This is a genomic window from Paenibacillus sp. FW101-FHT12H11 (assembly GCF_058790355.1).
In genome coordinates this window covers 254,772-280,565 of sequence record NZ_JBYTCO010000004.1, presented here as the reverse complement: position 1 = coordinate 280,565, position 25,794 = coordinate 254,772, and the positions used below count along the sequence as shown (strand labels likewise).

Here is a 25,794-nt window from a genome sequence, read left to right as displayed (position 1 = left end):
TTTATGACTTATAGGACAGTCTCTTTTCTTTTCACCCACTACTTTTTTGCACAAGCCTATGCTATGATAGTTTTAATTAGTAAACTTAGTTTTGTATAGTAAACCAAATGAGCTGGGAGGCCTACCATTGGACGATAAATACCGCGTTCCAGCCATTGAACGTGCTCACCTTATTCTCAAGGAAATCTCGCTGCAGCCCAGTCAACTGAAACTCATCGATCTATCACGTTCGCTTGGCATCAACAAAAGCTCGATGTACTCGCTGCTTTTAACGTTGGAGAACTTGGGCTGGGTTGAGAAGGATACCGGCGAGACATATCGCCTTGGCCGCGAGCTCTCTCGCTTGGGACATGCGGCTGTCCAGCACCGCGACCTGAACGAGTCCTTCCACAAGGAAGCCTCACTAATCAAGCTGAAACTGGGTGAATCGCTGCAATTAGCCCGACTAGATGGCAATGAGGTTCTGTATCTTGCGAAAGAGGAAGCGCTTACGCCAGTTCGGCTCGCTTCTGGACCAGGCATGCGCCTTCCAGCGCACGCCACTGCACTCGGCAAGGTCATGCTGGCGGATCTTGGCGATGAAGAGCTTGATAGATTTTACCGCGTAGATCAAGAACCATTTTCACAGTTAACGCCACATTCCATCGTCTCTTTGAAAGAATTGAAACAAGACTTGGAGCACATCCGCAAACAAGGTTTCGCCCTCGATTTGGAGGAAGCTGTTATCGGATTCAACTGCGCTGCTGCTCCAATCCGCAACTCGCATGGGAAGGTCATCGCCGCTGTCAGCTGCTCGATGATGCTGCCTCAGTGGCAGCAGAAGAAGCAGATCTGTATAGAAGAAGTTTGTAAGCTTGCTCATCAACTATCCGAATAGCGAAGGAGAATTGAACATGCGGTTACATAACAAAGTCATTCTCATCACAGGCGCAGCTTCAGGTATTGGCAAAAGCACAGCGCTCTTATTTGGGCGGGAAGGCGCCCAAGTTATCGTCAATGATCTCGATGAAGCCAAGGGAATCGAGACCGTGAATGAAATTACAGAGGCCGGCGGGGCAGCCCGCTTCATTCAGGCAGACGTTACACATTCCGATTCAGTCAAAGCGATGGTTGAACAAATCATTCAGGCTTACGGCCGAATTGACGTGCTTTTCAACAACGCAGGCATTAGCGGCGTCGGCGCGCTTCACGAGCTGGAACCGGATGCTTGGGACCGCATCATGAGCATTAATGTGAAGGGCGTTTTCCTCCCTTCGAAGCATGTACTCCCTTATATGATGGAACGCAAATCGGGTTCAATCATAAACATGTCTTCTTGCATTGCCGAAATCGGGCTTGCTCGCCGTGCCTCCTATGCCGCAACGAAAGGCGCCGTCCTTGCGCTGACCAAATCCATGCAAGTGGATTATGCTTCATACGGCATTCGGGTAAATGCTTTGCTGCCGGGAACGATCATGACTCCTTTCGTCGAAAATTACATTCACACTTCTTATGATGATCCAGAAGCGGCTATCGCCTCTCTGAAAACCAGACAGCTCAGCAATGAATTGGGCCGTCCCGAAGATGTAGCGTCAGCTGCCTTGTTCCTTGCTTCTGACGATTCCAAGTTCATGATGGGGTCACCGTTATACATTGACGGCGGGGTCACGTTTGGCAAGAATGCTTAACCTGTTCTTTATAAACTCTTCATATATATTATTTCTTAGGAGGTTTTCACATGAAACTACTTACATTTAACCAAAACAATGCTTCCCGTCTAGGTATTCAAACCGATTCCGGTGTACTCGATGTCGTTCAAGCTGTCCAACAGCTTTCACCGGCATTCGCAGTTCCAACCACGGTTACGGAGGCTATTCAAGGCGGGGCAGCCGCAACCGAAGCGCTGCATCAGCTCGTCCACCTCGCTCTTGAAAGTAATGAACGTGCTGCGCTGCTGCATAATGAAGAGAATTTGAACTATGGTCCTTGCGTCACAGAACCAGACAAAATTATTTGTGTCGGACTTAACTACCGTAAGCACGCAGAAGAAACGAATGCCCCTATCCCTCAGTATCCGATTCTTTTTAACAAATTTAATAATACGCTGACTGGACATGGCCATGAGATTGCCCTCCCTCGTGTCACCAAAGAAGTCGATTATGAGGCGGAACTCGTTATCGTAATTGGCAAGCAGGCGAAATACGTTTCCAAAGAACAAGCATTAGACCATGTCTACGGGTACTGCTGTGTCAACGATCTCTCTGCACGCGATCTGCAAATGCGTACTGCGCAATGGCTGCTTGGGAAATCGTGTGACGATTTCAGCCCGCTTGGCCCTTATCTCGTCACGGCAGACGAAGTCGGCAATCCGAACGACCTGAAGATCAGCACCACGGTTAATGGCAAAGTACGCCAAAACTCGAATACGGCGGATATGATTTTCCACTGCGACGAGATCGTCAGCTATATTTCTCAGCATATGACTCTGTACCCGGGAGACATCATTCTCACAGGAACGCCAGAGGGTGTTGTGCTTGGCGATCCGGTTGATCAGCGCGTTTATTTAAAAGACGGCGACGTAGTCACTATTTCCATCGAGAAGCTGGGAAGTTTGACGAATCGCATGGTTAGCGAGTAGCCTGTTACCGGGATTCTCGTTCTCTAGGCGCGGTTGCTGAGAGGGTTTTCCTCGGCTTAGCTTAGGGGAACTGGAGGCCTCTATTTTGTGAAAAACAAGCTATTTTCTCTCTGAGCGGAACCACAGGTTCTTATTTATCCCCTGCGGTGACGTTTTCAGGTGAAATTGCCAAAATAGCGGTTTGTAGTTCCCCTTGCCTGTGGAAACTTCGATTTTTCAAGGAAATAGAGGCTTAATGTTCCTTTAAATTCCAAAAAAGGTAGAGGATATATAATCCCCTACCTTTTTGTCATCTGATGCAAGCCAGGAACGACACAGTGCCTGGCCCGGGCCAACTTAACGTTGAACCGAGCACTGCCAGCTAGTAACCTATTACAGGATCAACTTAGCAATCGCTACGATATCCACAATGTTAATCTTACCGTCCTGATTAATATCCGCGCTTTTCGCCACATTCCAGTCGCTGCTAGCTGTTGTCTTCCCATAATGCACGGCCGCCTTGCCTAAGTCGCCAATATCAATGGCGTTATCTCCATTGACATCTCCACGTTCATAATCCGTAACGATCTTCCCGTAAAAAGCTTGCAACGCCTGATTTAACGTAATGGCCGCATCATCCAACTGTTGCTGGGTAGCTGCCGGATTCGCGCCCACGGCGGCAGCCGCTTGAATAGCAGATAACAACGCTGCTTTGGAGCCGGCCGCATATTGTCCGACAAGGGTTCCTTCTATCGCACGATCAAAGACGGATTGCGCCAAATTAATGACCGTATTCAGCGTTGTCTTATCTGTATCTGCCCCTGCCGAAATCGTAACCGATAGATTCGTCAGAGTCGCATCCACTTTTTGGCCCAACGCGTTGGAAAAAGTTGCCTTGGTCAGCGCTAGGTTGGTCGCAGCGGAAGCGAGCGGCTTCGCTTTCCAATTGATCTTGAATACATCTTCGTTAGCTGTAATCGCACCCGCTTCGCCTTCGCTAATCGCGATAAGGCGAATTTGACCCGGTACATCCGTCTTCGTTGCAGCTATTTTAAAACCGGACTTCAATTCATCTACAGATACAAATTCAACCGCATTCGCATCAAAATGGAGTGTGATATCTGCTGCATACAAGGCGGAAGATGCACTATTCGTGACGTTTGTTAAACCAAGGTTGGTCGAGAACGCAGCTCCTGCATGAACCGCAGCAGCTCCCGTCAGCACCGTTCGGGGCACGTTGGTCGGAACCGCTGTCTGGCCGCTGATCACGACATAGGTGGAACCTTGCATGCCGCTTCCGTCTGCTGCTGTCGCCACTACTTTCACAATGCCATCTTTATTCGCAGTCAGAAGACCTCCCGACGTAATCGTTGCCTTATCGGTCGTCATTCCACCGTCGGCTTCCCTAACGCTCCATACAACTTGACCGTTCGCATTCGTCGGCAAGACAATCGCCTGCATTTGCAGCGTACCGCCCTGACTTGCTATCGTATTCACTCCGCCAGCGCCGCTTACCGAGATGGAAGTAACCGATGGCTGACCGGACACAGTATCCGTTACTGTTACATTGGCAACTGCAGGTATCGCCGTGCCGCTTACAACACCGTTCACGCTAAAGCTGCCCGCTGACGCATACTTGGACGGGTCGATTGTTGCCCACTGCACCGCTTTGCTGGCCGTTGTGTTATCGCTGTTCACGGCGGTGACAAACGCTGGCAGGACAGGCGAAACGCCAACGGCCGTCGTGACATTCACCGGGTTCAAGGTAGTAATCGCTGGCTCACCTTCATTGACAACAAGCGCTTGCGCTTCTCCTACGCGCACGATTTGTTGATTGCTATTCACCTCGGCGACGAAAATCCGCTGTCCATTATCCGCTTCGATGATGCCGTTCGCCGGGAAGGCTGTCCATCCGTTCAGGGCCGAATCGCCGGCGTTGATGGCTGACAACACGTCGTTCCCGCCAACTTTCTTGTACCAGAAACTGTTCCCGGCATCGGTCGCAGCCGGCAGAGTGGCTTGGGTTTTGCCGTTATTCGCAAGCCCTGTGACGTCCGCGAATGTGACCTGATTTTGCAAAGCAGGCGCAGGGCTGGCGCAAAATTCGATTTTCCACTGCAGATTCGGACTTGAACTCCATGGCCATTGCTTTACATTTGAACCGGACGAAACTTGCCCACCACTATCAAGTGCCATACCATTCGTACGGTTGACAATCTTGGAATATCCGCCGGTTAGATAAACGATTTGCCATTGCTGGTCATTACTGCCCGTCCAATTCGTTTGCTTCGCATAGGCCCCTTCGGAAACGTTGCCGCCGCTGTCAAGCGCCAATCCGTTGGTACGGTTTTTAATTGCGAAGTACCCGTTATTCAGATCAATGAAATTCCATTGGAGATTCGGATTTGAATCCCATGTCCATTGTTTTACATTTGAACCGGACGAAACCGATCCTCCACCGTCCAGCGACAACCCGGTTGTATTGTTTGTTAATTTAAAGTTAGCACTCGGGTTAAAGGACACTTTAATCGATGAAACTGTACCGTTATTAGACTTAAGATCGGCATTATCGCCAGCGAGCTTCCACGAGGTTCCGGTGAAATTGTCGCCTGAATACAGGGTAATGTTGAAACCGTCTGGAACGCGAACCGATGAGATGCTGTCATTTGGAATCCCGGCGCCCTGCATCTGAGCAAGCGTGTAGCTGCCAGCTCCAAGGAAACCGCTATTGCCTCCATAATTGGCATCGGTATAAAATATAGGCACATTCGTCGAATTGAGCGACGGAATCGGACCGGAGAAGTTCAGCTTCACGACATAGGCCGAGGCTGAATACGGTTGCGAAGACGGCATCGTGATCTTGAGACCGCCTGTATCCTGCTTATAACCCGTTAGATTGATATAAGTTCCGGCTGTAGAACCAAGAAGTTGTACCGAAGACAAGTTGCTCAAATCTGCGTTGTTGGCATTTAAATTACTCAAATTCAACGTTGCGCCGTCCCCAGGCCAATCCATAACGATGGCGTATAGACTATTGCCCGCTTTATTCCGTGTATAGCGGATGTCTTGATTATTACCGGCCGTCGGTGTCATATAGGTGCCGCCCCCCATTTTGGTCGGGCCTTCTCCATATACATCCCATGCACGTGTAGAATAAATCGATTCTCCGAAACGATTCAGCCAACCTCCCATGCCAAGCAAAATGTCTTTTTGCCCTTGCGGGATGGTGCCGTCAGCCATTGGAGCAATATTCAACAGCATATTGCCATTTTTGCTGACGCGATCGATCAGGGCATCCAGTATGGCATTTGCAGAATAATATCCTATGCCGTCTGTGTAGCTCCAACTTGAACTGCTGACACTATCGTCTGTCAGCCAATAATTCGTTTGCATGTCCGCCGGGCCGCCACGTTCGTAATCAAAAACCTCGCCGTTGTTGTCATATCCGTCTTTATACGTAGCAACGACCTCTTTGTTCCAATCGATTCCTTTATTGTAATAGTGTGAAAGGAACTTCAATCGCTGCGTTTCATCTACACCCCCAAGGTCGAAATCTTGCCACAAGATGTCCGGCTGATAGTTATCAACCACTTCCTCCAGCTTATCGTACCAGAGCTGATCCTCCTGGGCACGTGGCAGTTGGCCGTATAATTTCTGCAAGCTGGGATCGGTTTGTTTAGGCGCGTATTCATAAAACCCCGTATAGTTGTAAGCGTGATGCATCGCGAGCAAGAGTTTCAAGTTTTTGTTGCGGATAGCCGTTGAGAATTGGCTGACCAAATCTAGTTTCGGCCCCAATTTCACGGAGTTCCATTCGTTCACCTTGCTGTCCCACATCGAATAACCATCGTGGTGCTCTGCAACAGGTCCTGCAAATTTGGCTCCGGCGTCAACAAACAATTGAACCCAAGCTTCCGGGTCGAAATTGCCGCCTTGCGAAGTCAGTTTCGGCGCAAATTCTACCCAATTCCCGGCGAGATCACTGGCACCGGTTAAGAAGTTACTATAGGGCCAAATTGAGGGGTCACCATAAGTTGCTTTATGATGTTGATTCTCGGAGCTGCCGGATTTATACATTGTGCGGGGATACCACTCGTTGCTGTATGCCGGAACGCTGAAGGCCCCCCAATGGAAGTAGATGCCGAACTTTGCATCCCGGAACCAATCCGGTGCCGCATTATGCGGGTCAACTGACGGCCAGTTGGGCTGGTAAGCGGTCTCAGCGGCTTGAGCGGTAGAACCCGCAATTGGTGTAAATGGCGCTGCCAGACAGACAACGGCGATCGTGCAAGTTATCATTTTCTTTCCCAAGTGTTTGATCATAAGGTCCTCCATATAAAGTAACAACCATACTTTCGATTATTACTTGATGAATGCGTTTTCTTAAAAAAATAAGTTCATTACACCGATCGGGCTATCGATCACCCTTCTGCAAAAAAAGGCTGTACCCCGGATTAAGAAAGTAACAGCCTGTGTTTCATCCAAAAATAGCATCCATTTCTTCAAAATCACTTTTCCCGCTTAGGCCAATCCAACCTTATTATTGCAGGATCAGTTTAGCGATTCCTACGATATCACTAATATTAATCTTGCCGTCAAGATTGAAATCCGCGCTTTTTGCCTCATTCCAATCGCTGCTAGCCGTACTTTTACCGTAATACACGGCTGCTCTGCCCAAATCTCCAATATCGATGACGTTGTCTCTATTGACATCTCCTTGCGCATAAACCGTAATAATCTTCTCGTTAAAAGCTTGCAACGCCTGATTTAACGTAATGGCCGCATCATCCAACTGTTGTTGGGTACCCGCTGGGTTCGCGCCCACGGCAGTTGCTTCTTGAATAGCTGATAACAACGCTGCTTTGGAGCCGACTGCATATTGTCCGACTAGGGTTCCTTCTACAGCTCGATTAAGGACGGATTGCGCCAAGTTAATGACCGTATTCAGCGTTGTCTTATCTGTATCTGTCACTGCCGAAATCGTAACCGATAGATTCGCCAAAGCAGCATCCGCCTTCTGACCTGTCGCATTGGAGACAGCTACTTTGGTCAGTACCAGGTTCGTTGTCGTGGACGGGCTATTCAGCTTCGCGATCCAATTGAGTTTGAATACATCCCCGCTTGCTGTTACTGCCCCCGTATTCCCTTGGGTCTTAGCAACAATCCGAATTTGGCCAGGTACGTCAGTATGCGTCTGCACGTCCGTAAAGCCGGAAACTAACGGATCTGCGGATACAAACTCAATGGCGCCGGCATCATAAGCCAGAGTGATATCCGCCGCATAAACCGCGGAATATACGCTGCCAGTTACAATGTTCAAGCCCACATTCGTCGAGAATGCAGCGCCTGCTTGAACCGCAGCCGGGCCCGTAAGCGTAGCCTGCGGCACATCCGTCGGCAGCGGCGTCTGACCGCTGATCACGATAGAACTGGAGCCTTGAACACCGCCGCCGTCCGCGGCTGTTGCCACCACTTTGACGACCCCATCTTTGGCAGCCGTCAACAAACCGCCAGCTGTTATCGTCGCTTTATCAGTTCCCGTAACACCATCGGATTCCCAAACACTCCAAGTAACTTGACTGTTTGTACCCTCCGGTAATACGGTTGCCTGCATTTGCAGCGTGCCTGCCTGGGTCGTGATCGTATTCACGCCGCCTTCGCCGCTCACGGAAATGGAAGACACTTCCCCTTCATTGATCTCCCCTACCCCCAACTGGATGTCCGCACGGTCGATCGATAAAAAGCTATTATTTGCGTTCGCATTCTTCTGACCAGTCACCCGGATGCGCAGCACATGCTCTCGATTGGCCAATTCTTGGCTTTCAAAGATTATCTGCTGATCGGATCTTGATGGAGCATACGTGTCGACTAACGTTTCAGGTCCACCATCGATCGAAAAAGCTGCGATGCCCTGATTATTGTTTTTGGCACCGTATAACTGTACTTTGGAACCAGTAAATCGCAATAACGCGTAAGCGTCCGCCGTGTTCGAATAGTGGTTATCATTCTGATAAGCTCCGTTTTGACTTCCGTAGTATCCCCAGCTTCCCACATAATCGAACTGATTATTTCCTGCACCTGTTGTGTTGTCATTCTCTGTTCGTGTTATAGGGTTGTACGTGATGCTGTAACTGTCGTTGTCAGTAAGTCTCATCTTAACGGTGTTGCTGTATCCCGAAGGAACTGTAATTGATGTTTCATAGTTCCCCCAATCCAAATCGTCATAGCCCCATTGGTTGTTTATAGCCATGGCGATGCCAGTGGATGAAGTATCCAGCTGTTCAAAGGCATCAATGACAACATATCCGCTTTTAACAACAACCTTGATGGTATGCGTACCATTTGAAAGGCCAGTATGGGTATAAAGCGCCTGTTGGAAATTCTTGTTTGCCTCATAAAGCCCGATATCGGATTGAACGAGGGTTCCGTCTATATAAATATCAGACGTACCCAAATTGTTGCTCTTGGGTCCAACCAGGCTTATGCCCGTACCCGTGAATGTATATTGCGCATACGCGCCTACCGTGTTGCTGTACTTTTCCGTACTTTTGTAATCTCCCGCATCATCGTAATCTGACCATGTCCCGCTATAAGAAATAGAGGGATCACGATCATCAACCCTATTCTTATTGATTTCCATTCTAACCGACGCCGTACCGTCCGATTCGGCCCTTAACCGGTTATTAGAGCCGGACATGATGGCTGAGGCATAATGGATGTATTCCTTCTGGCTTCTGAAATCATTCGTACCGCGTCCCCCGGCATCGCCAGCGCCAAAGAGGAAGAAATTCTTCATGTCCTGCGACCATGACCACGTAGGTTTGACTCTGTACGAATCGTTGTTTTCGCTGATTTTGTTGGCTACTCCGGTATTCCTGCCGATATGATCGGAGGGATATGCAGACCACAGACCTTTCCGATCCCAGCTCAATCGATCGACTGAACTTGATACATCATAGATAACGCCTGTCTCTTTAGCCCCAGCTATCGGATTTGTAAGGCTATATCCGGTAGTAACGAGCCCTGCACTATCTATACTTACCGTGAAATTCGTCCCCATCGTGCCATAGGAACCCGAAATGCGAATAACGGCTTGGTTTCCTTGCACAGACTGGCTTATGCTGGAAAGCGACCATGCTGGAAGACTCACAGGTGCTAGGTTGATTCTGGGGCCGCCAACAATTATCGTGCTTCCGTTATAAGTTCCGCTCGTGACTTGTCCCGAAGTTTTGCTGAATACGATGCTGAAGTTGGAGCCGGATACGGTGATGTTTGAACCATTCTCAGTTACGATCGGAGCAGTTCCTTGAACAGCCTCAAAAGTTTTTACCGGTGTACCTACCGTCAGATTGTATTCATCAATCCATTTCGAAGATTTGTATACTTGAATGTTTATAGTGTCACCGTACTGCCAATTTCGTCCCGGTATGACGAGTGTACCCTTTTCATGCGGCGCTATGTTCAGGTTGGTTATGCTGCCTGAGTCAGAGCCTGCACGCCAGTTAAAGGAAACTTCATTAAAGTTTGTATGGTCAAACCAGTTCTCTATCGGTATTTGAATGGTTTTCCCATTGCCTGGATTCGCGACTGGAACATCTGGTATACGAATAGGAGAGTAAGCCTTCTTGGTCAACCAGAACTCCGGTTTCTCCCTTCTCCAGCCATCAATAACTCCCCATTCTCCATAACCTCCAATCCAGTTATTTAGCGGGGATTGAAAGACTTCATCGGGAGAAGCCCATATTGCGCCTCCGAGCGCCCCGGTGGTAGGGAACAGGTTTTCCCAGAATTTCTTGATGCTTTCCCCCCAAAAATTCCGGGTATTCGGATCCCTCTTCTGCGTATCCGTATTGTATGAGTTCACATGTACATATTCATCATGAAGCGTAGGCTGTGTCCGAGATGGGGCCAAATTGCCGTCATAGTTCGGATAGTGATTGCTGTAAATGTCGGTTGCCTCATTCCCCCAGCTTACGATGGTAAGCCTGGTCGGATCCTCAGCCTTCACATAATCAAGCTCTTTCTGGAAATTGGAACCCCATTTCGTTTCATTTCCCAACGACCAAATGATAATGGAAGGATGCGTCAAATCCTTTTCCAACATCTCGGCGAATTGATTCATATAATTAGCCGTATAGTCTGCATCGTGGATGGTCGTTTTCCCATAATCCTCGGCTTGCCAGACAACGGCGCTTTCTTCTTCTACATAGACACCATACTTGTCAGCAGCGTCAAGGAAAGCATCCGACTTCGGATAATGCGAGGTTCGGATGAAATTAATGTTGCCGTCGGCAAACTTCGCTACCGTTGCATCATCCAACGCATCATTCGTAGCACGTCCCATTAATGGATCAATGTCATGTGCATTGACTCCTCTTAACTTAATTTCCTTACCGTTGACGAACACCTGGTTTCCGTTCTTCACAACTTCCCGAAAACCGATTTTTTTGGATATCGTTTGTACGGTTGATCCTCCAACTTCCAGGTTTGCCGTTATTGTATACAGATTGGGATGCTCTGCATCCCATTTCTGGGGCGAGGCTACAGGAATACTTACGACTCTTTCAGCCGTCGATGTCGATAGGTTCATTGAGCCTGGACTCATTGCAACATCATTTCCCTGTGGATCTTTCAGGGTAAAGTTGAGTGTCGCATTGCTCACACCGTTAAAAGATGCTGCTCCTGTAACATTCAAAGTCGCGTTTGTATAAGTTGCATCAAAATCCGTAGATGCATGAAATCTTGTTACATAGCTTTGAGGCAACGCCACAAGCTTAACGTCCCGGAGTATGCCTCCGATGTTATGTTTCGCATATCCATCCTCATTGGATATATCATCTGACTTGTCGGTAACGCCAACCGTAATCCAAGCCTGCTGTCCTGGTGTGACATAATCGGTAATATCGCAATCCCACGCCGTAAATCCTCCGGTATGGTCTCTAACATAGTTGCCGTTTACCCAAACACGCGCGTAACTGTATACCCCTTCAAATCTTAAAACGACTCGCTTCCCGCTATAATCCGAAGGAATGCTGATCTGTTTCTTATACGGATATTCATAATCCTGAGTAATATTAAAATTTTGCATAAAGGCCTCACCTGGCACCTGTATATCGCTCCAAGACGAAGGATCCATCGTGTTCTGCCAGAAGTTTGCCGGAGTTGACATGTTAAATTTCCATGTTCCACTCAGACTAATGACAGGATTCGCAACGCCGGATACCGAATTCGGTAACGGAACGATCTGTGGACGCTGCCAGACTGCATTGGCTGCAGCCGATTGAGGAGCAAATGGCACCATACATGTCATAACTGTCATGGCAATTAAAAAGATGCTCAACCATTTCTTTGTTCTCATGAATTTTCCCCCATTAAAATATGGGAATATGGAAGAGAAAGGGTTAACCTTTCTCCTCCACTTCCGATTATTTCTTATTGCAGGATCCGTTTAGCAATACCTACTTTGACATCGATCTTCTTTTTAAAGAAGGGATATTCGACTTCTCAGTTTTCTCTTGAGGCAATATACTAATTGATCAAACTCGCATATTGCAGCACTCGTTTGATAATGACGGCCGCTTCAGCGCGAGTGGCTACATCTTGAGGTGCAAACGTCGTTTCTGTTTTACCGTGAATAAGTCCTTTTCCGGCGGCGTCTGCCACCGCGCTGCGGGCATAATCCGACAACAGGTCTTGATCGGCAAACGGCGCATTCATTGTGCTTGCGTTAGATGCTGATGTTCCCTTAACGAGCCCAATCGCTTTCATCATCATCACGACCATTTGCTCTCTTGTAATCTGCGCATCCGGGCTGAATTTACCTTCCGCGACGCCTTGGACCAAGCCGTACTTTGCCGCTGTATTTACTTCTGGAGCATACCACTGCGCAGCTGCGATATCTGTGAAGACATTCAGCCCAGCCTCTGCAGGCAATCCCAGGCCTCGTACGAGCAAGGCAGCGAACTCAGCGCGAGTGACTTGCATCTCAGGCGTATACGTACGGTCCGAAGTCCCGTTAATAACCATTTTCGAAGCCAACTGTTCCACATCTTGCTGAGCCCAGTGACCGATCATGTCGTCAAATGTTTTCTTATTTTGAACGATCGCATACAAACTGTTTGTGTTTCGAATCACCTTCACTTCGGTTTTACCGTCTTTCACAGTAAACACGGAAGGCACGAATTTCATTTCTCCTGTAGCCGGATCATAAACGACCGCCGTCGCTGCAGAAGAATCTTGAATCATTTCGTCTACCTGAATAACACGAGTCACAAAGCTTTTGCCGAAGCTATGAATTTCCTCTTCTTTGTCCTTGGTTTTCAGAATGACTTTATAATCGATCATATCGCTCACACGCACCATGCCCTTATCGGAAATGGATTGGTCAAATTTCGTTTCATGCAGCGATTTAGCCTTATCGATACGAATGATTAGCGTCGCTCCCTCTGCATCAGCCCCCGCAAAATCCGACTGGTTCAGTACGGACATCGGAAGATCGTAAGTGCCTAAATGGCTGCGTACGCTCAAAATTGTATCTTTATGATTCTTCAGGATGTCGAGCAACGTCGGCAACGGTAATTCCAAGGCATTCAACTGGCGCTCGCCAGGAATCTCAAAGCTCAAAACGTTGCTGCCGCCCGCTGCTTGCAGATCCGCTAATTTCTGTGCCAGACGTTTGCTGTCGATCACTGCTGTCACAGAGGTTTGGCCGTCTTGTGTCGTTTCAATTCGGAGCTCCGATTCTTTTGGTACATAGAGGCCCGGATCTTCTTTCGTTGGTGGAGTCGTTGTGCCTCCTCCTCCTCCGCCGCCACCGCTAGGACCAGGAGTTGTCCCGTTAATTTTAACGGCAGCTTGCGCGTTAACACTCCAAATAGACGGAAGCTCTTGCGATGTCACTGTTGTCATCTTTGTCAATGTAACGTTGGCTTGTCCGCTCTGTTTAGCCTTGAAAATCAGTGTGCAAATAGTTAGATTTCCATTCTCTCCTGGTATATCTTTCATTTTCGAATGGGCAAATGTGACTTGATTCCCCGAATTTTGTGCAATCTTATACCCTTCGAATGTGCCATTCGATTGTGTTGAATTGAATTCCAGACGGTCTGAATCATAATTTAAAATAGCTTCATATCCATATAAATCTGTTACATTAGTACCTTGAATCGTAACGACCACATTGTCGCCGACGGTTACTTGAGAAGCATTTAGATTCACATTAAATGTAGGGATTCCAGCAGCACTTACCGTCATGCCGAATGGGATAATCGTAAATAAGAGCATCATAGTTGTTAAAAATAACCCTGTTTTACGTAACATGGGGTTCACTCCTTCTGAATATCATCCGAATATGGAAAGAGAAAGGGCTGGCCTTCCTCTTCCATTTCAGATTAATTGTTATTGCAGGATCCTTTTAGCGACTCCTACTACATCGAGAATGTTAATCTTGCCGTCATGATTGAAGTCGGCACCTTTGATCTCATTCCAATCGCTTGCTGCGGAAGTCTTGCCATAATTCACCGCTACTTTACCCAAGTCTCCGATATTAACGAATGTATCTTCATTAACATCTCCTGGCGCATAGGTCGTGATGAACTGCTGGTTAAACGCTTGGATCGCTTGGTTTAACACAATGGCTGCATCATCCGACTGTTGTTGGCTAACCGCCGGAGTCGTGTTGACGGCAGTTCCCGTTTGGATCGCAGCTAACAGTACTGCTTTGGAACCTGCTGCATGTTGTCCGACATACGTTCCTTCTATCGCACGATCATAGATGGACTGTGCCAAATTGAGCACCGTTTGCAGCGTTGTCTTGTCTACAGCTTCAGTCCCTGTAATAGAAATCGTTAGATTTGCCAGGGAGGCATCCATCTTTTGACTAAGTGCATTAGAAAGGGCTACCTTGGTCAGAGTCAGATTGGTTGTCGGGGATGATTGTTGGGACTTTGCCTTCCAATTAAAGCTGAATACATCTCCGCTTGCGGTAATAGCTCCCGCTTCTCCTTCGCTAATCGCGATAATCCGAACTTGACCCGGTACATCCGTTTTCGTATCTACCACTTTAAAACCGGATTTCAATGAATCCACCGATACGAATTCAATCGCACTAGCATCGAAGCTTACTACGATGTCTGCTGCATATACGCTGGAAGATGGGCTATTCGTGACGTTCGTTAAACCAAAGTTGGTCGAGAATGCAGCTCCTGCTTGAACGGCTGCCGGCCCTGTTAACGTAGCATGAGGCACATCGGTCGGCGTCGCTGTCTGACCGCTGATCTTGACATAATTGAATCCTTGAACACCACTGCCATCAGCAGCTGTCGCCACCACTTTCACAATTCCATCCGCATGTGCCGATAGCAGTCCGCTCGCGTTAATCGTTGCTTTATTGGTCATCGTGAGACCATCGTTTTCCCAGACACTCCATGCGACTTGACCATTGGCATTCGAAGGCAGTACTACGGCTTGCATTTGCAGCGTGCCGTTTTGAACCACAATCTCATTCATGCCGCCGATGCCGCTCACGGAAATCGATTGAACAGGGTACACATTATCGGTTACGGTCACGCTCGCAACGGCCGGTATCGCTGTGCCGTCTACAACGCCATTCACGTTAAAGCTGCCAGCCACCGCATACTTAGACGGAGCCACTGAGTCCCATTGAACCGATTTTGTCCCCGTTGTAGCATTGTTATAAACGACAGTGACATTGGCAGGCAGAATTGGCGCCACATAGGTAGCTGTAGCTACAGTCACTGGCTGAACGCCTGTAATGACTGGTGCACCAACTTGCTCCCACTTCGCATAGAGCGTAATATCCGTTGCCGGAATCGTGTTCACGCTGAAATCCCAGCCGACTGTCAAGGCTTCATCTTGATACCAGCCTGCAAAAGTAAACCCGTTTTTCGCCGGAGCTTCAGGTGCTGCAATCTTCGAACCTTGTACAGCTCCGTACACGGAACGAACCTCACTGCCACCGTTGCTGTTGAAGCTCACGGTAGTACCTGTTTTAAAGACGGAGTAATCCCACTCGTAGGACCATCTTGCGCCAATCGTTTGATTCTGGGTATTTATTTCGAACGGAAGCCATACATACCTGGAATCCTTCAGATCATTCGGGTACCAACGGTCGGCCATAAAAATAAATTTATTCGGCACGATCTCGCCATTGCCATCCCGGTAAGGCAGGACATACGTGCTTTGACTTTCATGTGTGGTGTGCTTCCAGTCATCCACAAACGGATCGCCTTTATGATCCCATGGACCGAAAATGCCATTTGTCGATACATGATATTCCGCTTGGTTCGGAGCCCACCCCGTCAGTCCGGATGTAATCATGTAATAGACACCATCTTGCTTGAACATCGTCGGCGCTTCTCTGTTCCACGAGAAGGCTCTCACATAATGAGTACCTTCCACAGACTGGCCGTTTGCATTCGTGGCCGGACCTGTGTAGTCATCATTCAGCATCGTGATGACCGTCGTGTGGTTCCCTTCGGATGCATAAATCAGATATGCTTTGTCATGCGTCGCATCATTGCCGTCATCGTCTACATACAACGTCATGTCGCGCAGCATGCCTTCGCCTTCTCCGCCACCCCAACCATTATTCGGCAATCGGAACGTGCCGAGATACTTGAATGGACCCGCTGGCGAATCACTGACGGCAACGCCGCCTGCTGCTGTCCAATAAGCACCGGCAATCGGCCCGTCTTGATGCCACCACATCACATATTTATCTGTTTTCTTGTTATAAACGACCTTAGGACGTTCAACGACTTTATCCCAATTGAAAGCTTTATACATCGCTTGCTTCTCTGCATTCGTTTTGTCCGCATACAAAGCATTCAGCTCCGCTATGCGTTCTGGCGAATTATGTTTGCTTAAAGAATTGACCGGCGATTTCATCGGACCTGTGTAATCGCCAAAACGATCCGTGATATTGACAATTCGATTCGGATTAAATGGAACCCCGCTGTTCTTGTAAGTCTCCGAATTCTCATCCAAGTACATGGGCAGGTCACCGGCAGGCAATACATCTTCCCCAAGTTGCGGGTTGTTGAATACCGGCAATACGACTCCTTCATTCTTCCAATTGTACAAATCTTTAGAAGAGTACGCGTGAACACCTGTTACTGGTACATAACCCGAGCCTACATTATTTTCCGTTTTGTCTTCGCCATACCAGTAGTACGTTTTGTTCTTTTCGTTGTAAAGGATTCCCCCGCCATGAGCCTGAATGGGAACACCGTCTCCATCCAACCACACTTCACCATTTTTAATGGATGCTGTTTTACCTACGGTCTGATATAAATTGTATAAGTCCTGCAGAACTTTACTGTAGTAAGGAATACTTTCCTCCGTTAAATCGCCAAGCGTGCCGATCGAGGCAACTTTACTTTCAATTGCCTCCGCTACTTTCGGGCTAATGCTGGAGGCCGTGCGCAATTGCGTAATGGCATTCTCCAAGCTTGACGTATCGAAGCCAGTGGATTTTTTCTGGCTGACAGCAATCTCTGCGGCAGTTAGGGTATCACCGTCCCCGCCTGTAGAAAGAGCCTGAATCGCTACATATCTGGCTTTATGCGATTTGAATGTTGCCGATTGTGCGCTGGAGCTGGATGTGTCCCAAACGCCGTTTGCTGCAAAAGTGAAATTCTGGTCCAAATAAGCTTGCGTACCGTCTACCGGTTTATTGGTTAAATCCGTATCGCTGTAGTAAATCTTAAATTGCCCAATTCTTCCGTTTGCCTTATCCTGCCTTGGCGTAACCATGACTTTTCCAATGTCCGGCCTGTTCTGACCCAGATCTACAATGATGTAATCGCCAGCTCTGTATTTTCTTCCGTTTAATGCCCAGTTGGATTCATAGAACGTTGAGTTGTTGTTATCCAGCATGAGACTGGAAGGATTAGATGCATAAGCTTCCGGAGCGTAGAAAAGACTGATTCCGTTAGCCTGCTGCTCATTGTTTTGGATTTTCGCGATCTCGGCAGTAATTTTGTTTGCCAGACTCGCCATCTCTTCCTGGGTCGCCGTGCTGCTGTTCAACAGTGCTGTACCTTGCGTGCGCAATGCTTCCAGGTCAGCCAAATAGGCAGGATCACCTAAAAAATTGTTAATGAACGTAGTCGCAGTAGCCATCGCATTGTCGAGTTTGGACGTATCCAAGGTAAATCCAGATTTGTTGAAAATATTGATTTCAGCAGCCGATGCATATTGCTTGCCTGCATCACTCTTTGAAGCAAGTGCAGTAAACTTCACATAGGAAGCGCCGTGTGCGTTAAAGGTTGCCGACTTCTCCAGTCTGTCTGCATCCCAGCTTCCTTCAGCAACTTTAGTGAAAGCGTTACCATCAGGGCTCACGGAGATTTCAAACTTCGTCACAACGCCGTTCCAATCTACGTCTTGTCTCGGCACATAGCTCAGCTTGTATACACCGTCATATGCTTTGCCAAGGTTGTATGTGATGGAATGCGGAAGTGCTGTATAAGAGCCATCCCAAGCCGTATGCCATTTCGTGCCGATGTCGCCGTCCAACGTTTTCGCTGGTCCTTCACCGGATGCAGAACTGTCTGCTGTTGCCGTCATTTGGTTCTGCAGGATGAGCCCCGCCGAATTAATTTGCTTATTATATTCAGAAGTAATTTTGCCTGCTGCCATCGCAATAGCTTCTTGCGTTACATACGCAGTATCCCGAATCGTCTTCCCTTCGTTAACTAGCGTTTGCAATGTTGCCAAACTGGCGTCAGCGGCTATCAAAGCTTCTGCGCTGGCAATGGTCTGGTTCAGTAAATCCTTATCCAGTATAAAACCTGGCTTTCTCAAAATATTGATCTCGGCGGCCGAACCGAATTGTGTGCCGGACCCGTTATTGGATTCCGTAATCGTAAACTTCACATGTGTAGCGCTTACGGCAGAGAATGTAGCCGTCTTCTCCGTCTTGTCGTTGCTCCACGTTCCTTCGGCCACTTTATTGAAATTCACGCCGTCCGTGCTGACCGCAATTTCATACTTGGTCGCGACTCCATTGAAGCTGCTATCCTGCCTAGGCAAGTATTTCAATTGGTACACATCGTCATAAGCGTTGCCCAAGTTGTAGGTGATGGAGTGCGGAACAGACGCTGGAGTACCAGACCAAGAGGAATGCCAATAGGTTCCTGTATTGCCGTCCAAAGTCCTCTCAGGCCCTTCGAGATAGGCGTAGTTGGTTGCATTAGCTGTCATCCCGCTTTGCGGAATCATCGTATTGCCCGTATAAGATGCTCCGTCAATCACAAACGTTGTAATCGATTTCGGGCTAACTGTCGTATTTAATGTTTTATTCATAATTGGAATATCTGCATGCTGCTCTACATTTTCTACAGCAGAAGAAACATAAGGCGTTGCAGTTCCGGTGACAGAGTCAAACTGAGACATGTCTAAGGAAATATCTTGGCTAGTCGTGTTATCATTCCTAAATACGACATAGATTTTATTCTTGGAAGGATCATACGCAGCTAACGTGTTATCATTGTTATCTGCAATGAATCTGGAGCCTTGCGGGATAAATTTGCTGAATTGCGCCATTGCATAATATTTTTTCCCGTAATACCAGTCTTGCGTATCAAAATCCGCGTGAAGGAGACCCCAGTTCATGTTTTCCTTCTGCATGTTTTTCTCGCTCTCAATTGCTTGCCAAAGTACCCAAGCCTTAGGTTCAAGCCAAGTAATATCCGTCATAATTCTTTCTGCTAATGCCAAAGCCGGCTCAAAATCATCATGATTATGAGCAATTCCTGAAGGACCAAGATCAACTTCAGACATCCATAGCGGTTTGCCGGCATCTTTGGCTGCATCCCTGACAGCAGTCCGATTATTCCCGCTGTACGTATGGGTATTCATTTGACCTATATTCGCTTTCGTTGCAGTATCATAGGAGTTCCAATCGGTCATGAACGTGTCTACACTAGTCTCATCCATCGCCGAGATGGCCACAGATTGAAGTCTTTTGGAATCAAGCTTTGCACGAGCGGCATTAATCATTTTCGCTTGCGAGGCCGTATCCCAGTGAGAACCTTCTTGCCCCCCGCCAAATTTCCAATAATCCGTATTGGGCTCATTGATCGGAGACAGTGTGTTGAACTTAATACCCTCAGAGTCGAAATGTTTGACAACAGTCGCCAAATAATCTGCGAAATTGTCGTATTCCGTCGATTTCAAGTTATCTTTCCAAGCATCCCTATTCCCTGTTGTACTTCCACTCTCCGTCATATAGTACGGAGCAGAGTTGGAGAATGCCTCCAATTTATTAGCTCCTCTTGCTATCGCTGCTCCTAGCCACCAACGTTGATTCGCATCCTGTGTCCAATCGTACACACCAGGAGAAGGAGAGAACCCAGGTACTTCACCGCCTTGGCGCATCGTATCGTACGCAGGATTTTCGCCACCGCCTATGTTGTATCTGGCAATATTGAAATTCAAACCTTGTGGCGAATAGAGCGCATCGGCCAATGCGTTTTTCGTCGCATCATTCCAACCGCCTGTCACATTGCCGAACCAAGCTAGCGCCGTTCCCCATCCGTCCCATGATTGCTGCATATTACTCGGATCTAAATTGATTGATGTTGTTGTAGCGGCACTTGCCTGCTGAGCTGTTAGACCATAAAACGCAGGTGTAACTAATGAAGCAGCAAGGCAGGAAGCAAATATTTTTCGTCCAACATTCGTAGTCATCAAGACAACCTCCTTCTAAGATGGCATAACCACCAAAACCATAATTTGGAAACGTTTACCATAATAGCTTGAAAAAATGGAAACCGATTTGCATCAATTTCCCGTAAAGGAGGAGAGAAGATGACCAGCCATCCCTCTCCCTCCTACATGCTAAACCCTACTTGCTGGCTCTTGCTTTCGTCCATTTGTCATTCAGATCGTTAGCAATCTTATCAAGCGGCGTTCCGCCCATCATTTCTTGACCAAGCTTTTTCCAATCCAGTTGGATGGCGTTTACATATTTATTGAAGTTATCGCCGCCTGGAAGGAAGCTGAACTCTTCCACCTTGTTTGCTTTGTAGAAATCATTCAAGAACGGAACATCGGCTTTAACACCCTCCATGACAGAATTCGCTTGCTTCTTGTTCACATAGAAGGAATACGCATCCGAACTGAACATCCACTCTTGGAATTTCTTCGCTGCTTCTACATTTTTGGATTTGTTATTAATCCCGAAGAAGTTATCCGTGAACGTCATCACTTTCAGCGGCTCGCTTTCAGAATGACGAGTAGGCAGTGGGAATGCCGCTAGATCATCGATGTTTCCAACTTTGGATTTGTATTGCGGCAAGTACCAAAGTCCCGCAGCAATAACGGCTGCTTTCTTCGCTTCAAACAAACCGGTTGCTTGGTCATTACTCAGACCAAGAGGATCCGCTCCCATGACTTTTGCATCATACAATGTTTGAATATCCGTGTATGCTTTGTAGAATGGCGTACCTTTATCAAATGGTTTGTCCATTCCAGCTATTTTATCGTAGTAGTTTGCGTCTCCGGACGCTAATATCGGCATGAATTCATTAAACGGATAGTTCGGCCAGGAGTCCTTACCGCCCATCGCATAAGGCTGATATTTACCGCTCTTCTTAATGTCCGTTAATACGCTTACAAACTGATCCCACGTTGTCGGAACGCTTAAGCCTAACTCTTTAAAGACACTCGGATGATAGTAAACAAGTTCAGGGAAAGAGATAACCGGTAGTGCCAGCACTTTACCATCTACAGCATATTGCTTGGCTTTCGTATTTTTGGCCGTAACGCTCAAACCATCAAGCGGCAGAAGCTCATCTTTGAAATCGTTGATAAAGTTAGGCTTCAACTCGATAATATCCGGCAATTCGTTAGCGGCTAATCTAACTTTCATCGCTTGCAGGTAGTCGCCGTCACTTTTGAAAGTTTCAACCTCCATCTTCACGTTCGGCATAACGGTTGAGAACTCTTTTACCTTTTTGGTCCAGCTATCCAGGAACTCGCTGTCGCTATCCCACATGGCGAGTTTCAATGTAACCGCATTCTCTTTGGTGCTGTCTGCTGCTGTAGGAGCAGCTGAAGAACTGTTGTCAGCAGGCCCCGTGTTCGCGCCGCAACCTGCTAATCCAAACGTCAAGGCAATCGAAAGTACAGATGTTACTAATCTTTTTTTCATAGTCTTTCTTAACCCCCTTAAGTTAACGTAAGCTTTTTACATCTTTATATTACAGAAATACAGAATACGCTTTCATTGATATATTTGGTGATTAACTTGATATATTTTGTGCTCACTCTTTTTACCTGGCATAATTGTCCCGATACTTTTGAGGGCTCATCCCGCGATATTTTTTAAACACACGGCTGAAATGTTCGGGATTCTCATAGCCCACCTTAACGGCGATTTCATACATTTTCATTTCCGTTTCCATGAGCCTCGTCGCCTCATTAATCCGCTGTTTTGTCACATATTCAATAAAATGCTCGCCTGTTTCTTTCACAAATTGTTTGCTCAAATGGCTCTCGGTCACCTGCGCCCAATCACTGACTTGCCCCAGCGTAATAGCCGTACAATAGTGTTTCTCTACATAGCGTTTGACCCTCTCCACCAACCGTTGTGGATTTTCTTCACGAATTTTATCAGGATGCAGTAAATCCGCCAGGCGAAACACCAACTTCTCAATCCACTCGTGTAAATCATCACGGAACGTGAATTGCTCAACAATCTCATATGGCCTTCGTCGCGTTTCAATGACATGCGTCCAGTTCATCCCTTTGGCATGCAGGAGTGCCCCTATATTCCAAATCAATTCTTCATAGATCGGAAGAGAACTTTCCAATGTTACATTGGGCATCTCGCTCAATTGACTTAACCCCGTGTACAATTGCTGCTGCCACTTGCTATCTCCCTTCTCCATAAGGTACATCATCACCGTGTAATCATAGGGCGTAGGCAGCACTTTCTCGTTCACGCTCACCGTTTCGGGATAATACACACGCCCTGGACCTTCTGAAAATCGCAGGCTGGCCAATCCCTTCGCCTGACTGTATCGGAGATGCCAGTTTTTCCAATCTGTACATGATTCCGCTACTCCCACGGATAACGAGACATTTAAAAAGTTCTTGACCGTATTGCGCAAAGAATCCAGGAGTTCCATTACGTGTCCACGCAAATTTAAAAAACTGGTAGACGACTCAAAACATAACAGAAGCGCATACTCATCCTCTTGAACCTGCAATAATTCATAAGGGTGTTTAACGATCTCCATCCCTTGTTTAATGATCTTAACTAAATGATCCTGATGATCTATACCGGCGTGCCCCGGCAAATTCGCAGCGGGCGATGGTATATCCGGCAAAACAGATACGATAACATGCTGAAAATTTACAAATTGCGTCATCCACTTTTGAAAGGAATCGTCCTGCGTTAAGTTATGGCTGTATATATAATCTTTATCGCATAACAGGCCTCGCAGCCAGGTTTCCCGCTGCTTCAAGTCGGATTCACTGTTGCTTTTTATCAAATTCGCCGTAGTGATCGACTTCTCTTTGATCTGGCTAATCGCTTTTTTGATCACAGGAATGATATGTTCGGGATCGAGATCCGCCTTCATAATGTAATCGACTGCTCCAAGCAGGAATGCTTTCCGCACAAAATCAAAATCTGAATACGCACTAAGCACAATACTAAGCGGTGGATTCGTCAAATTGGCTTCCTGCAATTTAGATAGCAAAGTAAGGGCATCCATAACTGGCATACTCATATCGACAATCATCAAATCAACGTCCTGATGTACCGATATGCGCTGCCATGCTTCATAACCATCCGCAGCTTCTGCCACTACCTCACAGTCCAAATCGCCCCACGGAATAATCGCCCCCATGGCTAGTCTTACTAGCGGCTCGTCATCGACAATTATGACTCTAAACATTCTTTTCCCCCATTCTAAATAAAGCCGATATTGCTGCCTTAATCCTGAACAATGACTTGATCGTACTTTTGCTCTATGATTCCTGGAACTTCGTATATTAAATAAGATCGACCGCCCACTTCTCCGCGAAACGAGCTGGGAAAGGACATGTACTCTTGCTTGGATAGAATAGGCAGAACAGCAATATCAACGGATAGACCGAATTTCTCCTTCAACAACAAGGCTGAAAGAAAGCTTTTTTCAATGAGGATGACTCGATCATATTTGGTATCATATAAGCAAAATTTCATAGGAAAGACACGCCCCCCTTTATCCGTTTTCTCTATGCATCACGGACAGCAGCAGTTACTTACAGTGTATAAACATCGGTCTATGAGGCCTGTGAATGATCCGGATCATTCGATAAGAGCGGCAGTATGACAATGACTTCTGTTCCAACTCCTAACTCACTGTTAATTTTCAAACCGTATGGCTCGCCGTAATTTAATCGAATCCGATCATTAACATTGGCAATACCTATCCCGCATAAAGACTCTACCTTCTTCTCATGCAGCAAGGCTTCCATTGTCCGTTGTTCCATCCCTTTTCCGTTATCCGTGATGGTGATGATGAGTTGATCATTCATTTTTCTACTTGTTATTTTGACGATGCCCATTGCTTCTTTGCCGTAAAATCCATGAATGATGGCATTTTCCAAAATAGGCTGCAGCAGCAGCTTCAGGACATAGGTGTTTGTTACACCATCATCGATGTCGTATTCGACCTTAAACCGGTCACCATAACGCACCTTCATAATATGGATATACTTCTCCAAACCTTGCATTTCATCAAAAACTTGGATGTAAGAGCCGCCGCGATGAAAGGTCGCAGATAACAGTTTAATAAGAGAATCCGTCATTTCCACCAGATTGGTGGCCTTGGACAACATCGCCATAATTTTAATGGCATTTAGTGTATTTACCAGAAAATGAGGGTTAATTTGAGATTGCAGCGCATCGATTTCCGCCCGTGTTTTCAGCTTTTCTTGTTCTTGCCTTTCAATGATAAGCTCCTGTATACGGACGGTCATATTCTGAAATGTTTTACCCAATGAATAAATTTCCAATGGACCCGCAAGCTCCAAATCCACATGAAAGGAACCGCTTTTCATTTTATTCATTTGGAAAATAAGCGATTTGATTGGGCCGACGATACTCCGGACAAGGAAAAACGAAACGATCAAAAATATGATGAGTCCCGCCGCGGAAACATTCATCACTAGTTTATAGATCTCTCTGACTTGGGCCGTCATCTGCTCATATGGCGTAATGTAGATGATTTTCCATTCCGTCCGCTCCATGGTTAGAAAGGTGACAAACATCTTTTCATCGTAAACCATCGTTTCAAAATTGCCGCTTTTCTTGTTCCGCGCTTGTTCAATGGTTTGTTTTTCAATGTTTTTACTTTTATCTTTACTTGTATCCAGCATGATATTCCCACTGCCGTCCAGGATAATAAAACTACCATCTTGGTTAGACGTAGATTCTGCCAGATTCTCAAATGTTTTGGCTTGTATCACAAAATAGATCATCTCTACATCACTAAATGATCTTTCGTACTGGGGAGCTATTGCTGCGGATAAAATGTATTTGTCATTCGATTCAATCAATACATTCTCTTCGGATCCGAATAACAGAACTCGCCCTTGGTTTTGAAGCGTTTTCTGATAAAGATCCGTACTCTTTAAGAGATTATCGTTAATCCGCGTATTAATATTGTGAAAATGGGTGCCTTCAAAGTAATAGGCGCCTCCGTCGCGATAAACGAACATCGCGGAAACAACATCGGGCATATCGTGCAAATAATTTTTTAATTGATTTTCTAATTGGATGGAAGAATTGAATAGGTCTTTGGATTGTGTACTGCGATGGTACGAAGTAGCAAGCGAAATTAGATTATTATCCGAGGCAATTGCGGCAACCGTCCTGATATATCTACTTTTCTCCTGATCGATGGAGTAAGAGACTTGTTCCAATGTTTGCATAGTGCGTGAAGTGATGTTAGACAGCAAAATATCCGTATAAGCTCTTAACGACAGAAATGCAACTAAAACAATTGGCATAACGATTACAAAAAAGAACATGACGTACAGAATCGATGTGATTGGCCATCTCTTTTTCAACATACGCACTGGCAGTCCCCCCGTTTTCTCAAGTTACAACGATGCTGTGAGATTACACATTCCGGCATAATGACGGGAAACTGGGTACCAGGTAATTTGTGTAAAAG

Annotated in this window: 11 protein-coding genes; 3 read left to right on the top strand and 8 right to left on the bottom strand. The window is 46.8% G+C overall.

Annotation, left to right across the window (positions count from 1 at the left end; translation table 11 throughout):
• Positions 1-127 precede the first annotated feature (127 nt).
• From AC3WTJ_RS14760 to AC3WTJ_RS14750, 3 genes are read left to right on the top strand one after another with little or no spacing between them, the layout of a single operon-like run.
• On the top strand, positions 128-877 hold the full coding sequence (locus AC3WTJ_RS14760; protein ID WP_492522413.1) for an IclR family transcriptional regulator: 750 nt from the start codon (positions 128-130) through the stop codon (positions 875-877).
• Between the two features lie 16 nt (positions 878-893).
• Entirely contained in the window at positions 894-1,667 is a 774-nt protein-coding gene (locus tag AC3WTJ_RS14755) for an SDR family NAD(P)-dependent oxidoreductase (RefSeq protein WP_492522412.1), read from the top strand.
• Positions 1,668-1,717: 50 nt separating this feature from the next.
• A complete protein-coding gene (locus AC3WTJ_RS14750; RefSeq protein WP_492522411.1) occupies positions 1,718-2,617 on the top strand; it encodes a fumarylacetoacetate hydrolase family protein in 900 nt (299 codons plus the stop codon).
• A 372-nt stretch (positions 2,618-2,989) separates the two neighbouring features.
• Here AC3WTJ_RS14750 and AC3WTJ_RS14745 read toward each other — a convergent pair whose 3' ends face one another.
• From AC3WTJ_RS14745 to AC3WTJ_RS14710, 8 genes are all read right to left on the bottom strand, one after another.
• Entirely contained in the window at positions 2,990-6,919 is a 3,930-nt protein-coding gene (locus AC3WTJ_RS14745) for an alpha-L-fucosidase (protein WP_492522410.1), read from the bottom strand.
• Between the two features lie 217 nt (positions 6,920-7,136).
• On the bottom strand, positions 7,137-11,954 hold the full coding sequence (locus tag AC3WTJ_RS14740; RefSeq protein ID WP_492522409.1) for a glycoside hydrolase family 2 TIM barrel-domain containing protein: 4,818 nt from the start codon (positions 11,952-11,954) through the stop codon (positions 7,137-7,139).
• Between the two features lie 170 nt (positions 11,955-12,124).
• Positions 12,125-13,912, bottom strand: coding sequence for an S-layer homology domain-containing protein (locus AC3WTJ_RS14735; protein WP_492522408.1), 1,788 nt, complete (start codon positions 13,910-13,912; stop codon positions 12,125-12,127).
• 78 nt (positions 13,913-13,990) lie between these two features.
• Positions 13,991-20,308 (bottom strand): discoidin domain-containing protein, encoded by a 6,318-nt coding sequence (locus tag AC3WTJ_RS14730; protein WP_492522407.1) that lies wholly within the window; start codon positions 20,306-20,308, stop codon positions 13,991-13,993.
• Positions 20,309-20,465: 157 nt separating this feature from the next.
• Positions 20,466-21,773: an ABC transporter substrate-binding protein gene (locus tag AC3WTJ_RS14725; protein ID WP_492522406.1), complete on the bottom strand. Its 1,308-nt coding sequence runs from the start codon at positions 21,771-21,773 to the stop codon at positions 20,466-20,468.
• 121 nt (positions 21,774-21,894) lie between these two features.
• Positions 21,895-23,526 (bottom strand): response regulator transcription factor, encoded by a 1,632-nt coding sequence (locus tag AC3WTJ_RS14720; RefSeq protein ID WP_492522405.1) that lies wholly within the window; start codon positions 23,524-23,526, stop codon positions 21,895-21,897.
• A 38-nt stretch (positions 23,527-23,564) separates the two neighbouring features.
• A complete protein-coding gene (locus tag AC3WTJ_RS14715) occupies positions 23,565-23,816 on the bottom strand; it encodes a hypothetical protein (RefSeq protein ID WP_492522404.1) in 252 nt (83 codons plus the stop codon).
• 80 nt (positions 23,817-23,896) lie between these two features.
• The gene (locus AC3WTJ_RS14710; RefSeq protein WP_492522702.1) at positions 23,897-25,690 is read right to left on the bottom strand and encodes a sensor histidine kinase; all 1,794 of its coding nucleotides are present in this window, start codon (positions 25,688-25,690) and stop codon (positions 23,897-23,899) included.
• Positions 25,691-25,794 lie beyond the last annotated feature (104 nt).